Origin of the sequence: Flavobacterium undicola (assembly GCF_009909155.2) — a bacterium.
Lineage (GTDB): Bacteria > Bacteroidota > Bacteroidia > Flavobacteriales > Flavobacteriaceae > Flavobacterium > Flavobacterium undicola.
Map to the genome: position 1 here is coordinate 1 of NZ_JAAAPM020000040.1, position 26,989 is coordinate 26,989.

The window sequence follows — 26,989 nt, forward strand, 5'->3', positions numbered from 1 at the left end:
AAGGAGTGGAAATATATTTACAACATCAAAAGGATCAACAATTTAGATTTTTAACTAAAAAAGCTAAAGAACTAAATATGCAACTAATTGATATTTAACAGAATAAATAAAAACGTCAATGGTAGTGTTTTTTGTGTAATGAAATGAAACAAAAAATGTATCGAGAACTTAGTTTTAATTATGGTTTGGAAAGTAAACTAAACCAGAGCTATGGTCTTTTTTGGCTCCGGTCACACTGCTCAGAACATTGATTTCGTCTCTTAGTTTTAGAATTCCAAGTAAGGCAAAAATTAAAGCTTCTTTAAATTCCAGAATTTTGTTTTCAGGAATGATGAGTTTCATTTCTGGTAAATAATGTTGGATTCTGGAGATAAGAAAGTCATTGTACGCACCACCTCCGGTAATCAATAAGCTTCCTTTTTTTGTTGGCAAAGCCAAAGCGGTTTGCAAAGCAATATGTTCAGTAAAAGTATGTAATTTATCTTCGATTAAAATATCAAATTTTTCGATTAGTGGTAACACCGCTTCTTTTACAAATTCAAATCCTAGGGATTTTGGATGCTTTTTTTGATAAAAATCGAAAGCGTTTAATTTATTTAATAATTCAGTATTGATTTTTCCGGTTTGCGAAATTTTACCTTTATCGTCATAATTCAATCCTAGTTGATTGGCATAAAAATTCAAAACGGTGTTTACAGGCGAAATGTCAAAAGCAATTCTTTGATTATTTTCTTCGAAAGAAACATTGGAAAAACCACCCAGATTCATGCAATAATCGTATTCGCTAAATAAAATTCGGTCACCAATAGGAACTAAAGGAGCCCCTTGTCCGCCCAATTGAACATCTTGTACTCTAAAATCACAAACTATTTTTTGTTGGGTCAATGTGGCAATTTCCGGAAGATTTCCTATTTGAAGCGTGAATCCGTTTTGAGGTTGGTGTAAAATGGTATGACCATGAGAACAAACGGCGTCCAAATTGATTATTTTATTTTTTTTGATAAAATCTACTATTATTTTCGAAAGTAATTGAGTGTAATTTCGATTTAAAATTCCGAGATTTTCTTTCGAAAAATCCACTGCCGATTTCAATTGGTTCACCCAATCAGCGCTATAAGGAACGGTTTCGCTTTCCAGAATTTTAAAAGACCATTGGTTTTGTTTTATTTCGAATTGAATGTGAGCCAAATCAACTCCGTCAAGTGAAGTTCCTGACATAACGCCAATTACGTTGTAAAATTCTTTTTTCATATAGTGGAAATGAGAAACGATTAAAATATTAAAAGCGAAGTTGCTTTTTTTAAATAAAAGTAAGTAAATTTAGAAAACACAAAAGCAATAAGCGAAGATTGTGTGTGGAATTTTGAAATATTTTTTGCGTTCCAAATGCCTTTTTCAATCGTATTTGAGGACTTAATTTATTAAAAATAATTATTATGGATTTCAATTTGACCGAAGAACAAAAAATGATTCAGCAAGCCGCTAGAGATTTTGCCCAAAACGAATTGTTGCCAGAAGTGATAGAGCGGGATGAGTTTTCTAAATTCCCAACGGAACAAGTTAAAAAAATGGCCGAGCTGGGTTTTCTGGGAATGATGGTCGATCCTAAATATGGAGGTTCGGGCATGGACAATGTTTCTTATGTTTTGGTGCTTAGCGAAATTGCAAAAGTCGATGCTTCATCTGCGGTCATCATGTCTGTAAATAATTCTTTGGTTTGTGCCGGATTAGAAAAATATTGCAACGAAGAACAGAAACAAAAGTATTTAGTGCCTTTGGCTAAAGGAGATATTATTGGTGCTTTTTGTCTTTCGGAACCCAATGCTGGTTCTGATGCGACTTCGCAAAAAACAACAGCCATCGATAAGGGAGATCATTATTTGCTAAATGGAACAAAAAATTGGATTACGAATGGTTCTACGGCTTCGACTTATATTGTGATGGCGCAAACCGATGCTGAGAAAGGTCACAAAGGAATCAATGCTTTTATTGTGGAAAAAGGTTGGGCTGGTTTTGAGATTGGTCCTAAAGAAAAGAAAATGGGAATTCGGGGTTCAGATACACATTCGCTAATATTTAATGATGTAAAAGTACCAAAGGAAAATAGGATAGGGGAAGATGGTTTTGGTTTTCATTTTGCTATGGCAGTTTTAAATGGCGGTCGAATAGGGATTGCTTCTCAAGCCTTAGGAATTGCCACAGGAGCTTACGAATTAGCATTGAAATATTCCCATGTACGGGAATCTTTTGGGAAAGAAATTTTTCAACATCAGGCTATTGCTTTTAAATTAGTGGATATGGCAACCCAAATTACCGCGGCTAAATTACTGTGTCTAAAAGCGGCTTCAGAGAAAGATGCCGGAATGGATATTACGCAATCGGGAGCGATGGCTAAGTTATTTGCTTCACAAACTGCTATGGATGTTACTATTGAAGCCGTTCAAATTCATGGCGGGAATGGCTATGTAGCCGAATACCATGTAGAACGCATGATGCGCGATGCTAAAATTACCCAAATTTATGAAGGAACTTCAGAGATTCAAAAAATAGTGATTTCCCGAACTTTATAGCTTTTTTGAGTTGTTTCAGTAGGAGTTAAATCTAAGTTTTATCGTTTATTTGTGTGAAATATCAATAGGGACGGGCTTTAGCCCGTTCTAAAATTAAGATTCCAAATTGGCTTTAGCCAAAATTTAAATAAGTTTCGGCTAAAGCCTTATTGTTTTGTAAACTTTTGTCATCTGGCTAAAGCCAGACGCAATTGATGTTAATTTGAAATTTTGAAAATTAACTGGGTGAGATTTTTTTAATAATCGATTCAGCTTAGAAAATAAGAACAATATTGTTTTGATCAAGCGAATGACTATTTTGTAGCTTTTGTTTATTTTTGTGGCATGAAGAATATTATTATCACAGGAACCAGTAGAGGAATCGGATTTGAATTGGCTTTGAAGTTTGCTAATGCAGGACATCAGGTTTTAGCCATTTCGAGAAAAACACCTCAGGAGTTAATCGTTCATGAAAATATCAGTTGTCTTTCGGTTGATTTGGCAAATGAAGCTGATTTAGAAAAAGTAGCAAATTTTCTTGCTGAAACATGGAAACAAGTCGATGCTGTGATTCATAATGCAGGAAGTTTGATTTGTAAACCATTCGAAACGTTATCGCAAGCTGATTTTGAGAATGTATATAAAGTAAATGTTTTTGCTGTTGCTAATTTGACTCGCATTTGTATTCCGTTTTTACAAAAAGGAAGTCATGTGGTGACCATCAGTTCGATGGGAGGTGTTCAAGGAAGCTTGAAATTTGCCGGTCTTGCAGCTTATAGTTCCAGTAAAGGAGCTGTAATTACGCTTTCGGAATTATTAGCTGAAGAATATAAAGATCACGGTATTGCGTTTAATGTTTTAGCTCTTGGAGCAGTACAAACTGAGATGCTGGAAGAAGCTTTCCCGGGTTATCAAGCACCCATTTCGGCAGAAGGCATGGCTACTTATATTTTTGATTTTACACTGAACGGAAATAAATATTTCAACGGAAAAGTATTGCAGGTTTCAACGACTAATCCTTAAAAAAAAGTTGAGAGTTATAAGTTGAGAGTTAGGGGGGTAAGAACTTTTTTAAAGTAGTATTTATTATTTGAATTTTACAGGAACCCATAACTGATAACTAATAACTCATAACCCATAACTTAAAAAAAATTGAGCGATACCTTAGCAAAATATCTTCCTGATCACGCAGTCAAACCTGTTTTTGAGTTGATTGTGGAGCATGGAGTGCATTTAAAAATCGTTAACGAACGCTTGACCCGTCATGGGGATTATCGAAAGGCCATGACTGGAAAACACGAAATCACCGTTAACGGAAGTTTGAATAAATACCGCTTTTTAATTACGCTCATTCATGAAATTGCGCATTTAGTAGCTTTCGAAAAATTTGGTCGCAACATCAAACCTCATGGGAATGAGTGGAAACATACTTTCCAGCAATTGATGGTGCCTTATATTCGTCCTGAAATTTTCCCGAACCAATTGTTGCCACTTTTAGCCAGACATTTTAGAAATCCTAGCGCGAGTAGCGATACCGATACTACTTTGTCACTTGCTTTGAAACAATTTGACAAGCAAAACGATAAAAACTATGTTTTCGAAATTCCCTACGGCAGTGTATTCCGAATTAAAAATGGTAAGGTTTTCAAGAAAATAGCCGTTCGCACCAAACGTTATGAGTGCTTAGAAATGAGCTCTGGACGCTTGTATTTATTTAATCCTAATGCGGAGGTTGAACTGATGCCTATACATTCTAATAGTTAAAGGGCGTTTTAGTTTCAATCCAGCTCCTTTGCTAAGCCTCAAGATTTTTTTTAAGATAGTCGCAATGTTTTTCTGTACTAGCTTGCTGTTTCCAATTCTTTTTAGTAACACACACACATATATGGTTGATGGATGCTTTCATTAATAAAATGATTTAGCTTCTAGTTGATATTGTTTTCTATTCACAGCTTCAATAGTTTTTGTGTTAGAAAAAATACTACAAAAAAAACTTTTGATTCAATTTTTTTACTAGATTTGTTTAGAACCTACTTGATTATGTAATTTATTACTGATGATTTGAGTGTGTTAAATAACCAACCAATTAATATTAATAATTAAAATTTAAGAATAATGAAACACTATTTTGATTTCAATTTAACAGGGAAGAAGTTATTACCGATATGGTTACTTTTCTATGCTTTATTTATTACTCCTTATGTTTTTTTGATTATAAGTATAAAAAATATGCAAATAGGAGTGGTACCTCAATTATATGTCTTTCCAATACTTTTAGTGTTGTTTCTGATTGCATTTATTTTAATTTTTTATATATCAAAACTGATAATAGAACATGTTAGGTATAAAGGGAAATCAATAACTTTTGGAGGAACATTTGGAGAATTTATTGGAACTGTTTTTTTAGGTTATTTTTTAAGTATTATAACTTTTGGTATATATTTACCTTGGTTTATACGTAATGTACATAGCTTTTTTGTTGATAATTCCTCATACGATTCGCATGCTTTTAAATTTCAAGGAAAAGGGGGGAAGTTATTTAAAATAATCACGTTTACATTTATTTTACCAATGATTATATTAATGATTATATTGGTGCAATTTGCAATGAAAAATTCAGGGATTATGCCTGCTTCCATAATTTACATTCAACAAGTAATTATATGGGTGTTAATGATTCCTTATATGTATTTTGTGCATAAATGGGTGGTAAATATTGATTATAAAAATTATAATATAACATGGGAGACTGATTTCTGGAATTCTTGTGGTAAGATTGCTGTTGAAATATTTTTGTCAATCATTACATTTGGTATTTATATGCCTATGGCTATGTTAAAGCTGTATAAATATTTTACAGAAAAGACAGTTGTTAGAAATAAAGAAATAACACGAAAATTGGGATTCGATAGTGACGATATCAATGATTTTCTTTTTATTTGGGGACAATTGCTATTAACCATTATTACATTTGGAATTTATTATCCATGGTCCATTTGTAATGTTTACAGCCGATTAATTAGTAAAACTTATCTTGAATAAAATCCTTTCAAAGGGATTCTATAAACAATAAATCCGCAAGAAGACTTTGCGGATTTATTGTTTATAATAGATTAAGAGTATTATTATTTCAAATTTACTTCAATACTTTTTTAAACGAATAAGAAGAATACATAAAAAGTGCTACGACTTCATTAATGGTTCTAAAAATTTCTCACTTATTGCATTCTCTTGCTTTTAAGCTGTTTTTTATGAATAGGATTTCCTCGCCTATTTCCATCCCCGACGTTTCGGATTTATTAAATTATTAACATCCATCTAAAAAAAAATATGAAAAAAATAGCAGTAGTTGTTGTTCTTATGTGTGTAAGTTGTAATTTTTTTGATAGCAAAAAAAACGTTGACAACACTAAGAAATTAATTGGAACCTGGTATGCTAACGATTACCGAAATTCAAAATGGATATACAAAACAGATGGTAAATTATACAATTATTATGATGATGAACTGTTAGAAGTCTTTAATTATTCGATATCTAATACTTGTGGGAATAAAGTAAATGATACTATTGAATATATTAAATTGATAGATAAAGATAGTATTGAACATTGTTTTAAAATTAATGCAATCAATAAAAAAAAGGATGGTGTTTTGTCAATAAAAAATATGGATACGGGGGATACTGTACTTTTTGTAAACAATCTTAATGTTAAAATTAACTAGTAAATTATAGGTCAAAGAAAAGATTGGGTGAATCAAGTTACTTAAAATAAAAAATCCCAAATTCCAATTATAGTAAAAATTGGAATTTGGGATTTTGATTATTTGGAATTTGAAAGCGTTATTCTTTCAAATGTGCTTCACGTACTTTTTTAAACAAATTAGAAGAGTAAACAAAAGCAACAACAGCTTCGTTATCAGTTCTGAAAACTTCCTCTTTATTACCTTCCCAGGCTTTTAGACCATTTTTCAAGAACAGGATTTTTTCGCCTATTTCCATCACCGAGTTCATATCGTGGGTATTGATTACGGTAGTGATGTTGTATTCTTCGGTGATTTCTTTGATAAGGTTGTCAATCAATATCGAGGTGTTTGGGTCTAATCCTGAGTTAGGCTCATCACAAAATAAGTATTTCGGATTGTTTACGATAGCACGGGCAATAGCCACACGTTTTTGCATACCACCCGAAATTTCAGAAGGTAATTTTTTATGCGCATCAATTAGATTAACTCTTTTTAAAACAAAATCTACCCGATCGTCAATTTTTGCTTTGTCATCTTTGGTAAACATTCTTAGAGGGAAAGCTACATTTTCGGCTACTGTCATCGAGTCAAATAAGGCACTTCCTTGAAAAACCATACCAATTTCGGTACGTAATTCTCTTTTTTCATCGGGATCCAATTCAGAATAAATTCTACCGTCAAAAGAAATAGTTCCTACCTCGGGTTGGTGAATTCCAAGTAAACTCTTTAATAATACTGTTTTTCCGGAACCACTTTGCCCTATAATAAGGTTGGTTTTTCCGGTCTCGAAAACTGTACTAACTCCTTTAAGGATTTTGCTGTCTCCAAATGATTTCTCTACGTCTTTTACTTCTATCATGATCCTAGTAACAACTGAGTTAGTATATAATTGAAAAGAATTATCGAAACTGATGTCCAAACAAAGGAAACTGTACTTGCTTTACCTACTTCGAGTGCTCCACCTTTCATGTAATAACCGTGAAATGATGGGATTGTTGCTAATAATATGGCAAAAATGATAGTTTTAATGAAGGCATAAGTAATGTGAAACGGGATAAAATCCATTTGTGCACCCAAAATAAAATCGGTACTTGAGGTAAAACCACCGTAAACACCTGCAATCCAGCCACCTAGAATTCCTAAAAACATGCTGATTCCAATAACAAATGGATACAATAATAAGGCAATGATTTTTGGGAAAACCAAATAATTGAGAGAGTTAACTCCCATTACTTCCAAAGCGTCAATTTGTTCGGTTACACGCATCGTTCCGATACTAGATGTAATGAACGAACCCATTTTTCCTGCCATAATTACCGAAATAAAGGTAGGTGCAAATTCAAGAATCACCGATTGACGTGTGGCAAATCCAATAAGGTATTTTGGAATTAATGGATTGGTTAAGTTTAATGCGGTTTGAATGGCAACAACACCACCAACGAAGAATGAAATAAAGGCAACAATGCCAAGTGAACCAATTATTAAATCGTCTATTTCTTTAAAGATGAGATTGCGCATCACAGACCATTTGGTTTGTTTGTTGAAAATCTCTTTAAGCATCAGGAAATATCTTCCTATTTGCGATAAATATCGAATGAGCATCATAGTTTTAGAATATGGGCTAAAGTAAAAAGAAGTTATGAGTTATGAGTTATGAGTCATGAGTTTTTTCGATGAATCTAATTAACGAAATAGTTTCTCCTTCATTTTTTTTAAGCGATACTGACGAATGAATTTTGCCTGTGCTGCAGTTACCATAAGTGGTTTTTTTTCTGATTTGGCTTTTAGAAAACCTTGGATGTAATCAAAAAACAATAAAGGTTTCTTCTTCATAAACGACAATTTAGCCGAAGCGATTGAAGTTATCCAAAAACCGTAACCCAGTGTGTAAAAAGCTTCGCCTTGTTTGTAACGGGCAGTTTTGTTGTAATTAGCTCCCGTAGGTTTTAAATGTTTTACTTTCAAAGAAGCATCAGTAACTACTTTCCAATTGTAGAATTTACAAAGTAATTCGTCAACAGTATCCCAACCCATTTGAGGTTTTAAACCGCCAATTTGTTCGAAAGTTTCTTTTCTGTAGGCTTTTAATGCACCGCGGATATGGTCTTTGTCGGTTAGGTTTTCCAGAATCCAGTCGCCGTTTTTTTCGATATAACAAAATCCACCCACCATTCCAATAGTGGGATCAGAATTGAAATGCTTGGTAATAGTTTCGAAATAATTATTTGGAAAAATTAAGTCGGCATCTAGTTTTACAACAACATCATAATCTTGGTCTAAGGTTTCAAAACCTTTTTGAAAAGCCTGAATTACTTTGCTTCCTGGCAAATGAATCGCACTCGATTTTTTTTCTACTAATGAAATAAACGGATTGTCTTTGGCGAAAGCCAGAACAATTTCGGCAGTGCTATCGGTAGAATTATCGTTAACAATCACAATCTTTTTAGGTAAAAGTGTTTGTGAAACTAAGGATTCTAAAGTTAAAGAAATAAATTCTTCTTCGTTATGAGCAGGAATAACTATGTAATAATTCATTTGAGTTTGTTTTATGAAAAAAGGAATTGCAATTTCAAAAATCAATTGCAATGTCAATTTTCAAGAACTATATTATTTGATTTTTTCAGCAAATACAATATAATATCTTGGTGTGAAATAGCGCAATAAAGGTCTAAAGCCCAATTTCTTTACTGGATGTGTGAATTTTTCTCGAGCTGTAATTTTCCAACCTGTTTTTTCTAAAAGCCAGTCTAATTGCCAGTCTTCAAATTCGTGGTAATGTCTGTCCCACATGTCGGTTTTACTTCGGTAAGCAGGTGAAAACCATAGACGCAACGGAATTGAAATTAACAATTTATCGCATTTTATGTTTTCTAAAACAGTATAAGGATTTAATAAATGTTCGAAAATTTCGAAGGCAGTAAAAACAGTATACGATTCAGTTTGCAAAGCCGTTTGGTCTTTATCTAAATCTTCTCCTTTGGTGTTTTTTACTTGATATCCATTTTCTTCCATGATTCGAGAAAATGGGTTTGGCACTCCTAAGTCAAAAATAGTTTCAGAAGTAGAAACGTGTGTTTTTAAAAAATCTAAGGTGTGTTTGAATCTTTTATTAGGAAACGTTTTTTCGTACATAGTCATTGCGAGGAACGAAGCAATCTCTCGTTCATTATTAATTTAAGTTTTGCTCAGAATCACATTGGTGTGTAGTGATTTTGGCTGTAAAGGTACAAAGATATATTTCTTGTTTTGTAGAATTTTAGCTCAGATTATTTGGCTTAAATAGAAAAATCCGCAACTTTAAAAAAAAATAGGTTGCGGATTTATTATTTTGGATTCTAAAAATTAGTATCGGTATACAAAAGCATTAATATTCATTCCTGCTCCAACAGAGGCAAAAATAAGAATATCGCCTTTGTTGATTTCGTGATCTTCAATTTTACCATTTAAAATCAGGTCAAAAAGTGTAGGAACGGTAGCTACACTGCTGTTTCCTAAATCATGAATACTCATCGGCATGATGTTAGCCGGAGCCGTTTTGTCATATAGTTTGTAAAAACGGTCTATGATGGCTTCGTCCATTTTCTCATTGGCTTGATGAATCAGGATTTTTTTGACGTCTTCTATAGCAATGCCACTTTTGTCTAAACAGCTTTTCATAGCCGCAGGAACATTGCTTAAAGCGAATTCATAAATTTTTCTACCATACATTTTGATGTATTTAGTATTGGCGTCTAAGCCTGGATGATAGGATTTTCCATAAAACAGATAACCAGCTTCTTCTTCTGTATAAGAGGCAGTTTCGTAAGAAAGCATTCCCGTTTCGTTGTCAGAAGCTTCAATGATTGTAGCACCAGCACCATCCGAATAAATCATCGAATCACGGTCGTGGTCATCTACAACTCTTGAAAGTGTCTCAGCACCAATTACCAAACAGCGATTGGCCATTCCGGATTTGATAAAAGCATTGGCTTGCAATACCCCTTCAACCCAACCTGGGCAGCCAAAAATAAGGTCGTATGCTACACATTTAGGATTCTTAATTTGTAATTTGTGTTTTACACGACTGGCTAAACTCGGTATCATATCCGATTGAACCGTTCCGTGTTTTACATCACCAAAATTGTGTGCGAAAATAATATAGTCGATAGTTTCAGGATCGATTCCTGCACTTTCTATTGCTTTTTGAGAAGCTAAAAAAGCCAAATCAGAAGTGTTGTAATGACTTTCTGAATAGCGTCTTTCTTCGATTCCAGTTATCGCTTTGAATTTTTTAATAATAACTTCATTCGATTGTTTGATGGGAGTTCCGTCTTCATTTAGAAATTGATGAAGTTCAAAGTATTTGTCAGAAATCACTCTTTCGGGAATGTAACTTCCAGTTCCAGTTATTTTTATTTTCATTAGGCTGTTTCTGTTAAAAAAGATAGTGATAATTTAATATTTTCAAAACAACAAGAAAACATTAAATGCTATACAATTGGCAAAATTACTGATATTTTTTAAAGAATTTCCGAAATCAACTGCTTTTAATTTTTGATTTCTGAATGTTGTTTGAGTAAAAAATATTTAGTACCGTAATTTTCTGTTAGTTAAAAAAAATGCCCCGAAACAAACGAGGCATTTTTGAATTATAATTTATGGTATTAACTTTCCATGTAAGCTTCAATAGGAGCACAACTACAAACCAGATTTCTATCTCCAAAAGCATCATCGGCTCTGCGAACGCTAGGCCAGAATTTGTTTTCGGCAATATAATCTAATGGGAAAGCGGCTTGCTCTCTAGTGTATGGTAAGTCCCAATTTTCAGCAGTTAGCATGGCTAAAGTATGTGGTGCATTTTTCAATACATTGTTTTTGTCTTCAATAGAAGCAGCTTCGATTTCTTTTCGAATCGAAATCATAGCATCACAAAAACGATCTAGTTCTTCTAAGTTTTCACTTTCTGTTGGCTCAATCATTAAAGTTCCAGCCACAGGGAAAGAAACCGTTGGAGCGTGGAAACCGTAATCCATTAAACGTTTCGCAATATCTGTTACTTCGATTCCTTTTTGTTTGAACGGACGGCATTCTAAAATCATTTCGTGAGCCGCACGACCCATTTCGCCAGAATACAAAGTGTCGTAATGACCGCTTAATTTTTCTTTGATATAGTTAGCATTCAAAATAGCGTGTTCCGTAGCCGATTTTAATCCTTCAGCACCTAGCATTTTAATGTATCCGTAAGAAATTAAACAAACTAAAGCAGAACCCCAAGGAGCAGCAGAAATTGCAGTAATCGCTGTTGAACCGCCTGTTGGAACTACTGGATTTGTTGGTAAAAATGGAGCTAATTGTGGCGCAACGCAAATAGGTCCCACACCAGGTCCACCACCACCGTGAGGAATAGCAAAGGTTTTGTGTAAGTTCAAGTGGCAAACGTCAGCACCAATAGTCGCTGGATTTGTTAATCCTACCTGAGCGTTCATATTTGCACCATCCATATACACCTGGCCGCCATTATCGTGAACGATTTTAGTAATTTCTTTAATAGCACTTTCGTAAACACCGTGAGTTGATGGATACGTAATCATTACACAGGACAAATTGTCTTTGTGTAAAATAGCTTTTTCACGTAAATCTTCTACGTCAATATTTCCGTTTTCTAAGGTTTTTGTAACTACCACTTTCATTCCTGCCATCGCTGCAGATGCCGGATTAGTTCCGTGAGCTGATGATGGAATTAAAGCAATATCTCTATGGTGATCACCTCTGGATTGGTGGTACGCTTGAATAACCATCAATCCTGCATATTCTCCTTGCGCACCGGAATTAGGTTGTAAGGTAGTTGCAGCAAAACCAGTAATTTCATTTAATTGTTCTTCCAGTTTAGAAAGCATTTCCTGGTAACCTTGTGCTTGGTCTAAAGGAGCAAAAGGGTGAATACTATTCCAGCTAGGAGAACTTAATGGCAACATTTCGGCTGCAGCATTTAGTTTCATCGTACAAGAACCTAGCGAAATCATTGAGTGATTTAAGGCCAAATCTTTACGTTCTAACATTTTGATGTAACGCATCAAAGCAGTTTCCGAATGGTATCTGTTGAAAACATCGTGTTGTAAAAATGATGAGGTTCTAATTAAACTTTCCGGGAAATGATTGGTTTCTGATAATTCATCAATGGTGAATGTTGCCAATCCTTTTGCAGCAGCAAAAATAGAAACCACCTTATTCAAATCGGCAAAACCAATAGTTTCATTCAAAGAAATAGAAACCGAATTTTCATTTGGATAGAAGAAATTTACCTCATTTGCTTCGGCAATTTCTCGTATTTTTTTAGCATCTGCTTTTAAAACTATAGTGTCAAAGAAAGCGGTATTCGTTTGTTCGAATCCTAATTTTGCTAAAGCATTTGTTAAAGTCACTGCCGAAGCATGTACTTTATTTGCAATATAGCGTAGACCTCTTGGTCCGTGATAAACGGCATACATTCCTGCCATTACAGATAATAAAACCTGTGCAGTACAGATGTTAGAAGTCGCTTTGTCACGCTTGATGTGTTGTTCACGTGTTTGTAAAGCCATACGCAATGCACGATTTCCATTGGTGTCAACTGTAACTCCAATGATTCTTCCCGGCATAGAACGTTTGTAATCTTCTTTGGTAGCAAAATAAGCAGCGTGAGGACCACCGTAACCTAACGGAATCCCGAAACGTTGTGTAGTTCCTAAAACCACTGCAGCACCCATTTCTCCCGGAGGAGTTAATTTTGCCAAACTTAAAATATCGGCAGCAACCGCTACTTTGATATCATTTTCAGCTGCTTTAGCAATAAAAGCAGTATAGTCATTTACTTGTCCAAATTTCCCTGGGTATTGAAGAATTGCTCCGAAAAAATCAGTAGAAAAGTCGAAAGTTTCGTGATTTCCTATTACTAATTCTACTCCAATAGGTGTAGAACGGGTTTGTAAAACGGATAAAGTTTGTGGTAAAATTTCTTCTGAAACGAAGAATTTACAAACATTAGCTTTCTTTTGCTCTCTTGTTCTTACATCAAACAATAATGCCATAGCTTCAGCCGCAGCAGTACCTTCGTCAAGTAAAGATGCATTAGCGATTTCCATTCCGGTTAATTCGATAACCATGGTTTGGAAATTCAAAATAGCTTCCAGACGACCTTGAGCAATTTCGGCCTGGTAAGGCGTGTAAGCCGTGTACCAACCTGGATTTTCAAACACATTTCTTTGGATAACCGCAGGAACAATCGCTTGATTATAACCCAAGCCAATGTAGGTTTTGAACATTTTATTTTTACTTCCTAATAGCGTAATATGTTTTAAATATTCATATTCCGTCATTTCAGGGTCTAAATTTAGAGGTGCTTTTAGACGAATATCATCCGGAAGGGTCTCATAAATGAGTTGTTCTATTGAGTCAACTCCTATTGTTTTCAACATCTGTTGTAGGTCTGATTCCTCTGGGCCTATGTGTCTTAAAGCAAAAGCATCTGTTTTCATTTGTAGCTAATATCTGTTTTTAATCGGAAAATGGAATTCGCATAGAACTTTATTCGTTTCTGTGACCAATTTAAGGTCATGCTCATTTCATGTAAATATAAAAAAGGTTCTATTTTTCGTGGCGCAAAAATAAGTATTATTACTGTTTTAATTAGCATATTAACACTTCTATTTTCCAGAGTTTTCAATTTGCTGATAATTTTATTCGCAATTGATTAAATTTGTGAGATGAAATTTATTAAACAGCTGTTCCATTTTTACATAACAAGCAGTCTCCATGTGGCTTTATCAGTTTATTCGTTAGTTCGAATGACGTATTTTATGTTTGATATCGCTAATGATGTGGCGATGGCTAATTTTGCTTTTTTAGGAACTGTTGTTGGTTATAATTTTGTAAAATACGATGCTTTGGCCCGAACCAAGAAAAGCCAAATGCGTAATGAATTGAAATTAATTGCCCTGTTGAGTTTGTTTTCGTTTGTGGGTGTTGGTTTTTATTTCTTCCAATTACAACGGATAACCCAACTTGTTTCTGTTGGAGTTCTCGCACTGACGATGCTTTATACCTTACCTTTTTTTCCAAATCGAAAGAATGCCAGAAATTGGGCTGGTGTTAAGATTTATATTGTGTCTTTGTGTTGGGTTGGTGTTACTTTGGTTCTGCCGTTAATCAATGCGCATGTCGATTTAGGTACCGATTTTTATCTCAAATGCATACAACGATTTATATTGGTTTTTGTACTCATTCTTATTTTCGAAATAATTGATTTAGCCAATGATGATCCGCATCTTAAAACCGTTCCACAGCAAATAGGAGTTAGGCAAACCAAAATTTTGGGATACTTTTTATTGATGCTTTTTTGTGCATTAGAATTTTTAATTAGCAATATTAATGTCAATAACAATTTTCAATTTTTACCATTGCAAGTAGTGTTGATTTTTGCCATTGCCATTGTTGTAGCTTTATTTTTGGCTTTCGCCAATGAAAAACGATCTAAATATTATACTTCTTTTTGGGTCGAAAGTGTGCCTGTTCTTTGGTGGTTACTGTTGGTTTTAGTTTAAAAATGCTAATATTGGTGAATATAATCACCAAAAAACACCTAATATTGGTGAATGTAATCACCAAATAATACCTTAAATTGGTGAATAGAAATATTTTTTTGTATTTTTGTTTAAAATTAAAGGGATGATAGACAGGTTTTTAATATCAAATATAAAAGAAAGACTCAATAAGGGGAAGGTAATTGTGCTTGTTGGACCTCGTCAAGTGGGGAAAACAACTATGGTTCAAAGCTTGTTGAAGAATATTCCTTTTTTATTTCTTGATGGAGATGATTCAGTTGTTGTAGAAATGCTCTCAAATTCTAATACTGAAACGCTTAAGAATATTATTGGGGATTATAAATATGTTTTTATTGATGAAGTGCAACGCATACCAAATATTGGTTTGAAATTGAAAATTATTGTAGATCAAATCAAAGGTGTTCAGGTTATTGTGAGTGGTTCTTCGGCTTTTGATATCAACCATGTTACCCAGGAACCGCTTACAGGTCGAAAATTTGAATATCATCTGTATCCTATTTCCTGGAACGAATTTGAAAAAAATGTTGGCTACATAAAAGCCCAACAACAACTTGAAGTGCGCTTGTTGTATGGAATGTATCCTGATGTTATTAATAATTTAGGAAACGAATATGAAATACTTAAAAACCTGGTATCGAGTTATTTGTATAAAGATATTTTGAGTTTGGCTGGTATTCGAAAATCGGAAGTTTTAGAGAAAATTTTGCAGGCATTGGCTTTTCAAATTGGGAGTGAGGTAAGTTATAATGAAATTGCCCAATTGGTTGGTGTGGATAAAAATACGGTCAGTAATTATATTGATTTGCTTGAAAAAAGTTTCGTGATTTTTAGATTGAATAGTTTTAGTCGTAATCATCGAAATGAAATTAAAGCCAATAAAAAAATCTATTTTTATGACAATGGAGTTCGTAATATGCTGATTGGGAATTTTAATTTTTTAGATTTCCGACAAGACAAAGGAGCGCTTTGGGAAAATTTTTTAATTTCCGAAAGAATGAAATTGTTGAGTTATGAAAACAGAAATGCCAAACCCTATTTTTGGCGAACTACCCAGCAACAGGAAGTAGATTATGTAGAGGTTGTAGCTGACGAAGTAAATGCTTTTGAAATTAAATGGAAAGTCAAAAAAGCTAAGTTGCCTAAACCATTTTCGGATAATTATAAGGGGGATTTTACTGTTGTCACTGCCGATAATTTTAGAGAGTTTTTGAAGTGAAACAACTATTTGTAACTATTTTTTAGTTGCAAAGTGGGAATAAGTAGTATCTTTGTATGAGTAAAGTAGAAAAATTAATAGAGAAATTAAAATCAAGACCAAAAGATTTTACTTGGGATGAAATGCTTAAAGTTTTGAATTATTTTGGTTTCGAACAAATGGCTCAAGGAAAAACTGGTGGTTCACGACGAAAATTTGTGAATAGTGAAAAACAAATTATTAGTTTACATGAGCCACATCCGAAAAAAGTGTTGAAATCCTATCAGTTGGATATCATTATTGATTATTTAAAATTGTAGAGAATGAAAAATTATTTAGAATACAAAGGATATATAGGAACTGTTGAGTTTTCTGCAGAAGATAAAATTTTCTTTGGTAAAATTCAAGGAATAAACGATTTAGTGACTTTTGAAGGGGCTTCTGTAGATGAATTGCAAAAATCTTTTCAAGAATCAATTCTTGATTATTTAGAAACTTGTGCTATTTTAAATAAAGTGCCTGAAAAAGTTTTTAAAGGTTCTTTTAATGTTCGGGTTTCACAAGAATTACATCAAAAAACAGCTCTTTTAGCATCTAAAAAAGGATTGAATTTGAATGATGTTGTCAAAGAGGCGTTGAATTATATTGTGAAGCATGAAGAGGTTTTAAACTAGCTATTAATTATGAAGTTTAATGAAAATTATATTATTTATCCAATTTCAATTGGATTTGGCTTTTTTGTTTTTTTTTCATTGCCAGAAAATTATTTGTTGAGAATAAAATTAGATAGTTTATTCAGTTATTTGTTGACAACAAACAGCATTTTTATAGCGATCTTAATTTCATACTTTTTAAATAGAATTACTTGGATTAAAGAAATAAAAAAAAATGTATTTATTGAAGCAGTTGAAATATCTCGAAAAATTACTGACTATAGAAGAATTGTTGATGTTTTGACGAAGTATTATCAAGTATGGAAAAATCAAGATCAAAATACAAAAAGCCTTTTAGAACATGGTAGGTTTAAAAATGTTGATTATTATGATTATAAAATGGATTTTATAAGCGATTCTAATCCTGAACAAAAAAAAATACATGAAGATTTATTTGAAAACGAGAATTTTAAAGAAGGAATTTCTTCAGTATATTTAGCAATGATTTCTTTGGTAAAAAATAGAAAGTATGAAGGTTATTACTATGATGAAACACTTTTTAAAGATTTTCAAATAGATGGGATTTATAATTATGAAGTGATAAATAAATGGATAAAATCCAATATTGCAGGGACAATAGCGTACTGGTAAATGGAAATAGAGATTGGATAAATTATAATGCATTGAGAAGCCATAAAGATGATGCTATGTTTTTTGCGGATAGGATAAATAAAAAATATTCAAAATTTGAATTTGATAACAAATTGATTGAAGAATTGTCTGAGGATATGCAAGAATATTATTTCCCTCAATTGGTAAATAAATTAGAGTTCCTTAAGGAGGGGATTGTTGGTCTTAATTTGTTTTTGTTGGCGTTAATATCTTTCACTTCAATATTTGGTGTATTGTTCCCTTTATTACTTTTATTAATTGATAGTGAGCTTAATATGTATTACCAAATTTCAACTTTTGTTATTTCAATTAATGTTGTATTGATTTCAATTTTTATTTTAAAATTTCCATTTTTAGTAAAAAAAGAAATTCAATACAACAATATTTAATTTTAAATCTAAATCAATCCCGCTCTTTTCAATAAAGCTTCAGGTTTTGGTTCCTGGCCTCTAAAGCGTTTGTATAAAATCATTGGGTTTTCGGTTCCTCCTTTAGAAAGTACGTTTTCTTTGAATTTAGTCGCTACTTCTTTGTTAAAAATGCCATTTTCTTTAAAGTATTCAAAAGCATCAGCATCTAAAACTTCTGCCCATTTGTAGCTGTAATATCCTGATGAATAACCACCTTGGAAAATATGCGAAAAAGCAGTACTCATTGCGTTTTCTTTTACATCCGGATATAATTGAGTATTAGCAAATTGCTCTGTTTCAAAAGCTTTTAAATCGGTAATATTCGTTGGGTCTTGTCCATGCCAAGCCATATCTAATAATCCAAAACTCAATTGGCGCAACGTAGCTAATCCTTCTTGGAAACTCGCACTTTCTTTAATTTTTTCTACGTATTCCATCGGAATCACTTCTCCTGTTTGGTAATGTGTTGCAAATAAAGCTAAGGCTTCAGGTTCGTAACACCAGTTTTCCATCACCTGACTTGGCAACTCCACAAAGTCCCAAAATACCGAAGTTCCAGATAAACTTGGATAAACAGTATTGGCTAACATTCCGTGTAAACCGTGACCAAATTCGTGAAATAAAGTCGTTACTTCATTAAATGTCAATAATGATGGTTTGGTTTCGGTAGGTTTTGTGAAATTGCAAACGTTCGAAATGTGGGGTCTTTCGTTTACACCATTTTCTACATATTGTGATTTGAATGAAGTCATCCAGGCACCGTTTCGTTTTCCTTTTCTCGGGAAAAAGTCGGCATAGAATATGGAAACCAAATTATTGTTTTCATCGGTAACTTCATAAGTCATTACTTCATCGTGGTATTTGTCAATGTCAAATACTTCGGTAAAAGTCAGTCCGTATAATTTTCCAGCAATTACAAAAGCACCATTCAGCACTTTTTCTAACTGGAAATAAGGTTTTAATTTTTCGTCGTCTAAATTAAAAAGCTGATGTTTTAATTTTTCCGAATAGTAAGCACCATCCCATTTTTCTAATTGTTCGATGCCGTCTAATTTTTTTGCAAACTCGGTTAGTTGAGCAAATTCTTTCTGGGCAGCAGGTTTGGCTTTCGCCAATAAATCATTTTCAAAAGCCAATACTTTTTCAGGACTTTCTGCCATGCGCTCTTCGAGAACAAAATGAGCGTGAGTTTTGTAACCTAATAAATTGGCTCTTTTGTGGCGTAGTTTTACAATTTTTAAAACAATTTCCTGATTGTCAAATTCATTGTTTTGAAAACTTCTTGCGCCAAAAGCAATTGCTAGTTTTTTACGCAATTCACGATTATCAGTGTAAGTCATAAACGGAAGATAACTAGGATGATCTAAGGTGAAAATCCAGCCTTCTTTTTCTTCGTTTTTCGCCAAAGAACGTGCTGCTTCTATAGTACCTTCCGGTAAACCAGCTAAGTCTTTTTCATCGGTTAAGTGTAGTTGAAAAGCATTGGTTTCAGCCAATACATTTTCGCCAAATTGTAAACTTAACTTCGATAATTCTTTGTCAATTTCTCGTAATTCACCTTTTTTTTCTTCAGATAAATTGGCTCCATTTCGAGAAAAACTCTTGTATTTTTTATCTAAAAGTGTCGTTTGTTCTGTATTTAAATTTAGCTTGTCTTTTTGCTCGTAAACTGCTTTTACACGTGCAAACAAATCAGTGTTTAGCGTAATGTCATTTCCAAATTCAGACAACAAAGGCGAAACTTCCTGTGCGATTTTTTGCATTTCGTCACTAGTTTCAGCCGAATTTAAATTGAAGAAAATACTCGAAATTCTATCGAGAATAGCTCCTGAATAATCCATTGCTTCGATAGTGTTGGCGAAAGTTGGTGCTTCAGGATTAGTTACAATCGCATCGATTTCGGCTTTCGCCAAAGAAATCCCTTCCTGAAAAGCGGGGAGATAATCTTCATTTTTTATTTTCGAAAAAGGGGCTGTATTGTATTTGGTATCGAAATGTTTTGTTAGAATGCTCATGTGGATTGTTTTGTTACGCAAAGATTCGCAAAGGGAACACGCGAAGAGACGCTAAAATTTTTGTGAGTCTCTGTGTTTTCTTTGCGAATCTCTGTGGAATTACTTTATTTTTTCAAACTTTCAGAGGCTTTAATTACAGCTTCTTTTAAGTTTTCTTTATAGTCAATGATTTTGTTTAAAACTGCAACGTCAGCACTTCCGATGATTTGTGCGGCTAAGATTCCAGCATTTTTTGCTCCGTTTAAGGCAACAGTAGCTACAGGAACTCCGCCTGGCATTTGCAGAATCGATAAAACAGAATCCCAACCATCAATAGAGTTGCTTGATTTTACAGGAACTCCAATTACAGGAAGTGGCGACATTGAAGCTACCATTCCAGGTAAATGAGCCGCTCCACCAGCACCGGCAATAATTACCGAAATACCTCTTTTATGCGCATTATTACTAAAATCGAATAATTTTTCAGGTGTTCTGTGTGCCGAAACAATATCTACTTCTGTTTCGATTCCAAATTCTTTTAATATGTTGATTGCATCTTGCATGACTGGCATGTCAGAGATACTTCCCATGATTACGGCTACTTTGCTCATTTGTCTTTATGGTTTGTAGTTTATTGTTTTTAGTTCTGTTGAGACTGAAAACTATTATTTTATTTCAGGTTGTAACTGTTTCTGCAAACTGCAAACTAATTACTGCTTACTAATTACTCTAATCGTATTCTTAACATCCTCAGCAATTTTACGTGCTTCAGTCATGTTTTCGTTTACAATAGTTACATGTCCCATTTTTCTAAAAGGACGCGTTTCTTTTTTACCATAGATGTGCGGCGTAACACCGTACCATCCTAATATTTTCTCAATGTTTTTGTAAATGACATTTCCTGAAAAACCTTCTTCGCCAACTAAATTTACCATAATTCCAGCTACTTTGCTGTCGGTATTTCCAAGAGGTAAATCTAAAATAGCACGCACATGGTTTTCGAATTGAGAGGTGTAACTCGCTTCGATAGAATAGTGTCCAGAATTGTGTGGGCGAGGAGCGACTTCGTTTACTATAATTTGGTTGTCGTGCGTTTGAAACATTTCTACAGCCAAAAGTCCAACGTGATTGAAGTTTTGGGAAACATTCAACGCAATAGCTCTGGCTTTTTCAGCAACAGCAGCATCAATACGAGCAGGACAAATTACATATTCTACCTGATTGGCTTCGGGATGAAATTCCATTTCGACCACAGGGTAGGTTTTTATTTCTCCCGATGGATTGCGACAAACAATAACGGCCAATTCGTTTTTGAACGGAATCATTTCTTCGGCAATACATTCTACATTAGGAAGATGGTCTAAATCAGCAATTTCACGGATGATTTTTACACCATTACCGTCATATCCAAATTCAGTGCATTTCCATACAAAAGGCATTTTTAACTTAGAATCTAAAATTTGCACCACAAGACTTTTTAAATCATTAAAGCGTTTGTAGGCAGCTGTAGGGATGGAATGCTCTGTGTAGAAATCTTTTTGAGTTCCTTTATTCTGAATCTTTCTCAGTGTTTTTGGAGAAGGATAGACTTTTAGACCTTCGTCTTCCAGTTTTTCTAAAGCTTCTAAATTAACCAATTCGATTTCGAAAGTGAGTACATCAACTAATTTTCCAAATTGATAAACGGTGTCAAAATCCATTAAGTCACCTTTGAAAAATTGATTGCAAGCCATTCGGCTGGGGGCCTCGTCGCTTGGGTCAAGAACGTAAGTTTGTATGTCGAATTTTCTAGTGTCGAATAAGAGCATTTTTCCCAATTGTCCGCCTCCCAGAATTCCTAATTTAAAATCAGAAGAAAAATAATTCATCTTGTAAATAATTATAATATTGTTGTTTTAGTTAAAAATTCATCAGGTGTGAAAACCTTAATTTCCGAATTTTTAAAATCTTTTAAATCTCTTGTAACAATGCAGTCCATGTTGTGAATGGATTGTGCAGCGGTAATTTGAATGGCGTCTTCAAAATCTTTATGACTCGATTTTAGACTTTTTCTCAAAATAGTTTCTGTAATTGGAATTATAGAAATAGTGTCTAGCAAATCCTCAATAATAGACCGAAGTTCTTTTTCGTCAACATTTTTTTTTGCTATGTAATGTAAGTTAGCAATTGAAATAGAAGTCGAATACATTTTGATTTTTTTTCTTTGACAATGATCGAAAATTTCGATTGCATCCTTAGAAAAAGGTTTTCTATTGGCGACAATATCTACTAAAATATTGGTGTCTAAAAAAATCTGATTAAATACCATATTTCTCTTTATAGTATTCATCTCTTGCTTTATTCTCATCAAAATCGTCTGGAAGTGTTATTCTTCCAATCAATTTTTTAACTTTTGGATGAATGTCATCTTCTTTTTCTGTTTTTTCAGTCAGATTTTTAAAATAACTTTCCACTAGTTCAGATAAACTTCTGCCCGTTTTTTTAGCATAGGATTTTGCCTGTTCTATGACTTCTTTTTCTAACGATAAAGTGAGCTTAGTGTTCATGATACGTATATTTTTTACAAATGTACGTAATAATTATTTTTGATGGTTTATTTTCTTCAAAATATGCTTAGAAACGGCTTTGTAAGCCGCAGTATGGTTGCTGAAATCCTTAGTCAAAATGGTTTGTAATTCGGGATGAATCCAGTGGTATTCTTTTCCTAAAAGCTGTAAACTGCGCATGGCATAGACTTTTGAAGCTACTTTTGTATCTGTAATAAGCCAGTCAAAATTAATTTCTATGAGTTCCTGGCGTTGGGTTTCGGTAAAATGAATTTCATTTTTTGAAGTTTTATAATGTGTTTCGAGGAGTAGAAAAATGACTTTTGAAAGTGGTCGAATGGCACTTTCAAAAGTGAGTGTTTTGCTTTTGGAACAAATTAAATTTAAATATTCTTGAAAGCAATTTAGCTTTTCGTAAGCAATCAATTCCAATGCCCAGCATGCTTTGTAATGGTCAGGATTTTTATTTTCGAAACAAATTTGCATAAAATCATCCATCAACTCAGTGTGTGCCATCATATAATTGGCAGTGGCTTGTCGGCTGTTTTTATATCCTGTTGTTTGTGCAATAATTGCGGCTAATTCACTCATAGTTTTATAAGGATTGGCATTAAAAATACAAATTAAGAATCAATTGCAAAACTCAATTTCGAAATCCCTATCTTTGCGCATTATTTTAAAATAAAAAATAATGATTCAACTTCACGATAAACAATTTGTTCCGTTTATTTCTGCCGAAGAAATTGACTTTGCTATCCAGAAAATGGTAGCTCAAATTGAAGCTGATTTTGTTGATGAAATCCCAGTTTTTATTGGTGTTTTGAACGGTTCTTTTATGGTAGTTTCCGACTTTGTAAAAAGTTATACAAAACCATGTGAAGTGAGTTTTGTAAAAATGGCTTCTTATAACGGATTGTCGTCAACTGAAGAGGTGAAAGAATTAATCGGTTTGAATCAGGATTTAGCGGGACGTTCGGTTGTGGTAATTGAAGATATTATTGATACAGGACATACCATTGTGGAATTGAAAGCTTTGTTTAAAAAACAAAATTTGAAACATTTTAAAATAGCGACTCTTTTTTTTAAGCCAGAAGCCTATAAAAAAGAGGTGAAAATTGATTATATTGGAATTCAAATTCCAAATAAATTTATAGTAGGTTTTGGTTTAGACTACGATGGTTTAGGGCGAAATTTACCAGAAGTATATCAGTTAAAAGATTAAATCATTAAATAAAAATTAAAAAAGTTTATGACTAACATTGTTTTATTTGGGAAACCAGGAGCAGGAAAAGGAACTCAAGCTGAGTTTTTAAAAGGAAAATACAATTTGACTCATCTTTCAACAGGTGATATTTTTAGATTTAATATCAAAAATGAAACTGAATTAGGAAAACTAGCGCAAACGTATATCAATAACGGCGAATTAGTTCCTGATGAAGTAACAATAAAAATGTTGCAAAGTGAAGTAGAAAGTAATCCTGATTCTGCAGGTTTCTTGTTTGATGGTTTTCCAAGAACTATTGCACAGGCACAAGCTTTAGATGCTTTTTTGGCTACTAAAAATGAAAAAATAACAGCTACAGTTGCATTGGAAGCTGATGATGAAATTCTTGTAGCTAGATTATTAGAAAGAGGAAAAACTTCTGGAAGAGCGGATGATCAGGACGAAGAAAAAATTCGTAACAGATACCAGGAATACAATGAGAAAACAGCACCTCTTATTGGATTTTATAAAGAACAAAATAAATTTCATGCCGTGAACGGTATTGGATCTATTGCTGAAATTACGGAACGTTTAAGTAACGTAATTGACAATTTGTAAATAAAAATGTTTGATGTTTAAAGTTTAATGTTGCTAAAGTTATTTTAGCGACCTTAAACTTTAAATTTTTAAACTAGCAACATACTAATGGAACTATTCATAATTCTTTTTTTGATTTTACTCAACGGACTTTTTTCGATGTCCGAAATTGCATTGATTTCGGCTAGAAAATCAAGACTGGAAAATTCTGCTAAAAAAGGAAATAATAGTGCACAAATTGCGCTGGATTTAGCTAATTCGCCAAATAAATTTTTGTCAACAGTTCAAATCGGAATTACGCTAATAGGTATCTTAACGGGTATTTTTAGTGGTGATAAGATTACAACTGATGTAGAAGTTTTTGTTTCGGGTTTTGAGATTTTAAAACCTCAGGCACATTCTATTGCAGTAGGAATTGTAGTAGTGGTGTTGACTTTTTTCTCATTGGTATTAGGCGAATTATTGCCTAAAAGAATTGGCTTGAATTATCCTGAAGCGATTGCAAAAGGAGTTGCTGTACCTATGAAAATAGTTTCGATTGTTACGGCTCCATTTATTTGGATGTTGACTCATTCCACCGAGTTTTTATTGAGAATACTCAGGATAAGACCAACAGCTGATGGAAAAGTTACTGAAGAAGAAATTAAAGCCATTATCAAGGAAGGAACTGAAGTAGGGGAAGTTCAGGAGATTGAACAAGACATTGTTGAGCGCGTTTTTCATATTGGAGACCGTAAAGTGAATTCGTTAATGACCCATAGAAAATCGGTGGTGATGTTGCCATTGGATTCGAATAAAAGTCAGGTTAAAGAGTTTATGCTTCAGGAATTACATTCTTTTTATCCGGTGTATAAGGATAATTTTGATGAGATTGTAGGTGTTGTAAGTCTTAAAAATATTTTTGCTACCATTGAGAAAGAAAATTTCAAATTGGAAAGTATCATGTCAGAGGCGCCTTATTTAATGGAGCACACAACGGCTTATAACGCATTGGAAAACTTTAAAAAGACCGGAATTCATTATGCTGTTATCGCTGATGAATATGGTGTTTTTCAAGGAATCATTACGTTGAATGATATTCTGGAAGCATTGGTTGGAAACGCAGCTGATTTTTATAAAGAAGATTTTCAATTAATTGAAAGAGAAGATGGAAGTTGGTTAGTTGACGGACATTATTCGTTACATGATTTCTTGACTTATTTTGAATTGGATGAGTTGTTAAGCGATTATGATGTAACTACGGTTAGCGGATTAATCATGACCGAATTGTCGCGTATTCCAAAGCAAGGAGAAAAATTGGTTTGGCATAAATTTGAATTGGAAGTGATTGACATGGATGGTGTGAAGATTGATAAAGTAATGGTGAAAGCCTTAAAATAAAAGTATTCAGTGTTCATGTTTTTAGTTGGCAGTTTTTGCGATTAAAAAATTGAACATTGAAAAATGAATTAAATTGTCTAAAGATTTAGTGTTAATTTGGAGCAATCTGAAACTGAATACTAAAAAACTGATGACTGAATACTTAAAAAAATGACAGAAGGAAATTTTGTAGATTACGTAAAAATATTTGTTTCATCCGGAAAAGGTGGAAAAGGCTCTACGCATTTACATAGAGAAAAGTTTATCCAGTATGGAGGACCAGATGGCGGTGATGGTGGTCGTGGCGGACACGTTTATTTAGTTGGAAATAAAGCATTGTGGACTTTGTTTCACTTGAAATTTGCACGCCATATTAAAGCTGGTCATGGTGGAGACGGTGGAGGTGATAGAAGTACAGGAGCCGATGGAGATGATAAATATATCGAAGTGCCTCTGGGAACTGTCGTAAAAGACAAAGAAACGGGTGAAGTTTTATTTGAAATTACGGATGATGGTGAGAAAAGAATTCTTTGCCTGGGAGGAAAAGGTGGTTTAGGAAACTGGCATTTCAGAAGTTCGACTAACCAAACGCCTAGATACGCCCAACCAGGTTTAGTTGGTGTAGAAATGGACGTTATTTTGGAACTGAAAGTTTTGGCAGATGTTGGTTTAGTTGGTTTTCCAAATGCTGGAAAGTCTACTTTATTGTCGGTTTTGACTTCGGCTAAGCCAAAAATTGCCGATTATCCGTTTACTACTTTAAAACCAAATTTAGGAATTGTAGCGTACCGTGATTTTCAATCTTTCGTTATTGCTGATATTCCTGGGATTATTGAAGGAGCAGCCGAAGGAAAAGGTTTAGGACATTATTTCTTGCGTCATATTGAGCGAAATTCAACCTTGTTGTTTCTTGTTCCTGTAGACACGCCAGACATCAAAGGAGAATATGATATTTTGGTTAACGAATTAACAAAATACAATCCGGAGATGTTAGATAAAGAACGTCTTTTGGTTATCTCTAAATGCGATATGCTGGATGATGAATTAAAAGCCGAATTGAAGACCGAATTGGATGTTTCATTCAAAGACATTCCTTATCTGTTTATTTCTTCTGTTGCCCAACAAGGCTTGACAGAATTGAAAGATAAACTTTGGAAAATGCTGAATGAATAAGTAGCATTTTACAAAATATAAAACCACTAATGAAGATGAATTCGTTAGTGGTTTTTTGATTTTACGAATTTTGGGTTTTAAGCTTATTTGTGTTCTCCGATTTTAATTGTTTTTACTAATTGATCAAATTCAGGATTACAATCTTCATCCATCTCATCATCAGCAAAATTAACTTGAAAGAAATAATTTTTTTGAGTTATACACTTAATATCTGTTTTATGTTTTTTTGATAAATCGGTTTTGCATTCACCATTCTTTCTATGGATTTATGAAAAATACTTGTTTTAAATTGAGAACGGTTTATCCTAAAACAA

The 26,989-nt window shown here is 33.5% G+C and carries 28 protein-coding genes and 1 pseudogene; 15 read left to right on the forward strand and 14 right to left on the reverse strand.

Annotated elements, in window-relative coordinates; translation table 11 throughout:
• Positions 1–174: 174 nt before the first annotated feature.
• The gene (locus tag GTZ96_RS16435) at positions 175–1,251 is read right to left on the reverse strand and encodes an anhydro-N-acetylmuramic acid kinase (protein WP_161645000.1); all 1,077 of its coding nucleotides are present in this window, start codon (positions 1,249–1,251) and stop codon (positions 175–177) included.
• 185 nt (positions 1,252–1,436) lie between these two features.
• Here GTZ96_RS16435 and GTZ96_RS16440 point away from each other — a divergent pair, with 185 nt between their 5' ends.
• The 5 genes from GTZ96_RS16440 to GTZ96_RS16460 all read left to right on the forward strand — a co-directional run bounded on the left by GTZ96_RS16440 (position 1,437) and on the right by GTZ96_RS16460 (position 6,272).
• A complete protein-coding gene (locus GTZ96_RS16440) occupies positions 1,437–2,570 on the forward strand; it encodes an acyl-CoA dehydrogenase (RefSeq protein ID WP_161645001.1) in 1,134 nt (377 codons plus the stop codon).
• Between the two features lie 324 nt (positions 2,571–2,894).
• Complete coding sequence (locus GTZ96_RS16445; protein WP_161645002.1) at positions 2,895–3,572, forward strand: SDR family NAD(P)-dependent oxidoreductase; 678 nt, start codon at positions 2,895–2,897, stop codon at positions 3,570–3,572.
• A 129-nt stretch (positions 3,573–3,701) separates the two neighbouring features.
• The gene (locus GTZ96_RS16450; RefSeq protein ID WP_161645003.1) at positions 3,702–4,313 is read left to right on the forward strand and encodes a SprT-like domain-containing protein; all 612 of its coding nucleotides are present in this window, start codon (positions 3,702–3,704) and stop codon (positions 4,311–4,313) included.
• A gap of 351 nt (positions 4,314–4,664) precedes the next feature.
• Complete coding sequence (locus GTZ96_RS16455) at positions 4,665–5,591, forward strand: DUF6693 family protein (protein ID WP_161645004.1); 927 nt, start codon at positions 4,665–4,667, stop codon at positions 5,589–5,591.
• A 288-nt stretch (positions 5,592–5,879) separates the two neighbouring features.
• Positions 5,880–6,272 carry a hypothetical protein gene (locus GTZ96_RS16460; protein ID WP_161645005.1) on the forward strand — a complete coding sequence of 131 codons (393 nt, stop codon included), beginning with the start codon at positions 5,880–5,882 and terminating at the stop codon, positions 6,270–6,272.
• A 118-nt stretch (positions 6,273–6,390) separates the two neighbouring features.
• Here GTZ96_RS16460 and GTZ96_RS16465 read toward each other — a convergent pair whose 3' ends face one another.
• The 6 genes from GTZ96_RS16465 to gcvP all read right to left on the reverse strand — a co-directional run bounded on the left by GTZ96_RS16465 (position 6,391) and on the right by gcvP (position 13,786).
• Entirely contained in the window at positions 6,391–7,152 is a 762-nt protein-coding gene (locus GTZ96_RS16465) for an ABC transporter ATP-binding protein (protein WP_161645006.1), read from the reverse strand.
• Positions 7,149–7,898: an MlaE family ABC transporter permease gene (locus GTZ96_RS16470; RefSeq protein WP_161645007.1), complete on the reverse strand. Its 750-nt coding sequence runs from the start codon at positions 7,896–7,898 to the stop codon at positions 7,149–7,151. Before GTZ96_RS16470 ends, GTZ96_RS16465 begins: the two co-directional genes overlap by 4 nt.
• A gap of 78 nt (positions 7,899–7,976) precedes the next feature.
• Positions 7,977–8,828: a glycosyltransferase gene (locus GTZ96_RS16475; protein WP_161645026.1), complete on the reverse strand. Its 852-nt coding sequence runs from the start codon at positions 8,826–8,828 to the stop codon at positions 7,977–7,979.
• A gap of 72 nt (positions 8,829–8,900) precedes the next feature.
• Positions 8,901–9,425, reverse strand: coding sequence for a methyltransferase (locus tag GTZ96_RS16480; protein ID WP_161645008.1), 525 nt, complete (start codon positions 9,423–9,425; stop codon positions 8,901–8,903).
• 210 nt (positions 9,426–9,635) lie between these two features.
• Positions 9,636–10,694 carry a 3-oxoacyl-ACP synthase III family protein gene (locus GTZ96_RS16485; RefSeq protein ID WP_161645009.1) on the reverse strand — a complete coding sequence of 353 codons (1,059 nt, stop codon included), beginning with the start codon at positions 10,692–10,694 and terminating at the stop codon, positions 9,636–9,638.
• A 242-nt stretch (positions 10,695–10,936) separates the two neighbouring features.
• The gene (gene gcvP, locus GTZ96_RS16490; RefSeq protein ID WP_161645010.1) at positions 10,937–13,786 is read right to left on the reverse strand and encodes an aminomethyl-transferring glycine dehydrogenase; all 2,850 of its coding nucleotides are present in this window, start codon (positions 13,784–13,786) and stop codon (positions 10,937–10,939) included.
• Between the two features lie 228 nt (positions 13,787–14,014).
• Here gcvP and GTZ96_RS16495 point away from each other — a divergent pair, with 228 nt between their 5' ends.
• The 6 genes from GTZ96_RS16495 to GTZ96_RS16520 all read left to right on the forward strand — a co-directional run bounded on the left by GTZ96_RS16495 (position 14,015) and on the right by GTZ96_RS16520 (position 17,781).
• A complete protein-coding gene (locus tag GTZ96_RS16495) occupies positions 14,015–14,851 on the forward strand; it encodes a hypothetical protein (RefSeq protein WP_161645011.1) in 837 nt (278 codons plus the stop codon).
• Between the two features lie 124 nt (positions 14,852–14,975).
• The gene (locus GTZ96_RS16500) at positions 14,976–16,088 is read left to right on the forward strand and encodes an ATP-binding protein (protein ID WP_161645012.1); all 1,113 of its coding nucleotides are present in this window, start codon (positions 14,976–14,978) and stop codon (positions 16,086–16,088) included.
• Between the two features lie 56 nt (positions 16,089–16,144).
• A complete protein-coding gene (locus GTZ96_RS16505) occupies positions 16,145–16,387 on the forward strand; it encodes a type II toxin-antitoxin system HicA family toxin (protein ID WP_161645013.1) in 243 nt (80 codons plus the stop codon).
• Between the two features lie 3 nt (positions 16,388–16,390).
• Positions 16,391–16,741 (forward strand): type II toxin-antitoxin system HicB family antitoxin, encoded by a 351-nt coding sequence (locus tag GTZ96_RS16510; protein WP_161645014.1) that lies wholly within the window; start codon positions 16,391–16,393, stop codon positions 16,739–16,741.
• A 9-nt stretch (positions 16,742–16,750) separates the two neighbouring features.
• Positions 16,751–17,371, forward strand: a complete 621-nt coding sequence (locus GTZ96_RS16515) for a hypothetical protein (RefSeq protein ID WP_161645015.1) — start codon at positions 16,751–16,753, stop codon at positions 17,369–17,371.
• Positions 17,329–17,781: a hypothetical protein gene (locus tag GTZ96_RS16520; RefSeq protein ID WP_161645016.1), complete on the forward strand. Its 453-nt coding sequence runs from the start codon at positions 17,329–17,331 to the stop codon at positions 17,779–17,781. Before GTZ96_RS16515 ends, GTZ96_RS16520 begins: the two co-directional genes overlap by 43 nt.
• Before the next feature lie 8 nt (positions 17,782–17,789).
• Here GTZ96_RS16520 and GTZ96_RS16525 read toward each other — a convergent pair whose 3' ends face one another.
• The 6 genes from GTZ96_RS16525 to GTZ96_RS16550 all read right to left on the reverse strand — a co-directional run bounded on the left by GTZ96_RS16525 (position 17,790) and on the right by GTZ96_RS16550 (position 22,933).
• On the reverse strand, positions 17,790–19,817 hold the full coding sequence (locus tag GTZ96_RS16525; protein WP_161645017.1) for a M3 family metallopeptidase: 2,028 nt from the start codon (positions 19,815–19,817) through the stop codon (positions 17,790–17,792).
• A 104-nt stretch (positions 19,818–19,921) separates the two neighbouring features.
• Positions 19,922–20,407 (reverse strand): 5-(carboxyamino)imidazole ribonucleotide mutase, encoded by a 486-nt coding sequence (gene purE, locus GTZ96_RS16530; protein ID WP_161645018.1) that lies wholly within the window; start codon positions 20,405–20,407, stop codon positions 19,922–19,924.
• Positions 20,408–20,506: 99 nt separating this feature from the next.
• The gene (locus tag GTZ96_RS16535) at positions 20,507–21,664 is read right to left on the reverse strand and encodes a 5-(carboxyamino)imidazole ribonucleotide synthase (RefSeq protein WP_161645019.1); all 1,158 of its coding nucleotides are present in this window, start codon (positions 21,662–21,664) and stop codon (positions 20,507–20,509) included.
• An 11-nt stretch (positions 21,665–21,675) separates the two neighbouring features.
• Positions 21,676–22,125: a type II toxin-antitoxin system VapC family toxin gene (locus tag GTZ96_RS16540; RefSeq protein WP_235973030.1), complete on the reverse strand. Its 450-nt coding sequence runs from the start codon at positions 22,123–22,125 to the stop codon at positions 21,676–21,678.
• Complete coding sequence (locus tag GTZ96_RS16545; RefSeq protein ID WP_161645020.1) at positions 22,094–22,342, reverse strand: DUF6364 family protein; 249 nt, start codon at positions 22,340–22,342, stop codon at positions 22,094–22,096. The genes GTZ96_RS16540 and GTZ96_RS16545 overlap by 32 nt, the downstream gene beginning before the upstream one ends.
• 33 nt (positions 22,343–22,375) lie before the next feature.
• Entirely contained in the window at positions 22,376–22,933 is a 558-nt protein-coding gene (locus GTZ96_RS16550) for a hypothetical protein (protein ID WP_161645021.1), read from the reverse strand.
• 100 nt (positions 22,934–23,033) lie between these two features.
• On the opposite strand from GTZ96_RS16550, the gene GTZ96_RS16555 reads away from it, so the two are divergent.
• From GTZ96_RS16555 to obgE, 4 genes are all read left to right on the forward strand, one after another.
• Positions 23,034–23,564, forward strand: coding sequence for a phosphoribosyltransferase (locus GTZ96_RS16555; protein WP_161645022.1), 531 nt, complete (start codon positions 23,034–23,036; stop codon positions 23,562–23,564).
• A gap of 27 nt (positions 23,565–23,591) precedes the next feature.
• A complete protein-coding gene (locus tag GTZ96_RS16560) occupies positions 23,592–24,164 on the forward strand; it encodes an adenylate kinase (RefSeq protein WP_161645023.1) in 573 nt (190 codons plus the stop codon).
• An 87-nt stretch (positions 24,165–24,251) separates the two neighbouring features.
• Entirely contained in the window at positions 24,252–25,523 is a 1,272-nt protein-coding gene (locus tag GTZ96_RS16565) for a hemolysin family protein (RefSeq protein WP_161645024.1), read from the forward strand.
• A 150-nt stretch (positions 25,524–25,673) separates the two neighbouring features.
• A complete protein-coding gene (gene obgE, locus GTZ96_RS16570) occupies positions 25,674–26,675 on the forward strand; it encodes a GTPase ObgE (protein ID WP_161645025.1) in 1,002 nt (333 codons plus the stop codon).
• 196 nt (positions 26,676–26,871) lie between these two features.
• On the opposite strand, the pseudogene GTZ96_RS16575 reads toward obgE, so the two are convergent.
• Positions 26,872–26,989, reverse strand: a pseudogene (locus GTZ96_RS16575) (IS1595 family transposase); the annotation flags it as partial.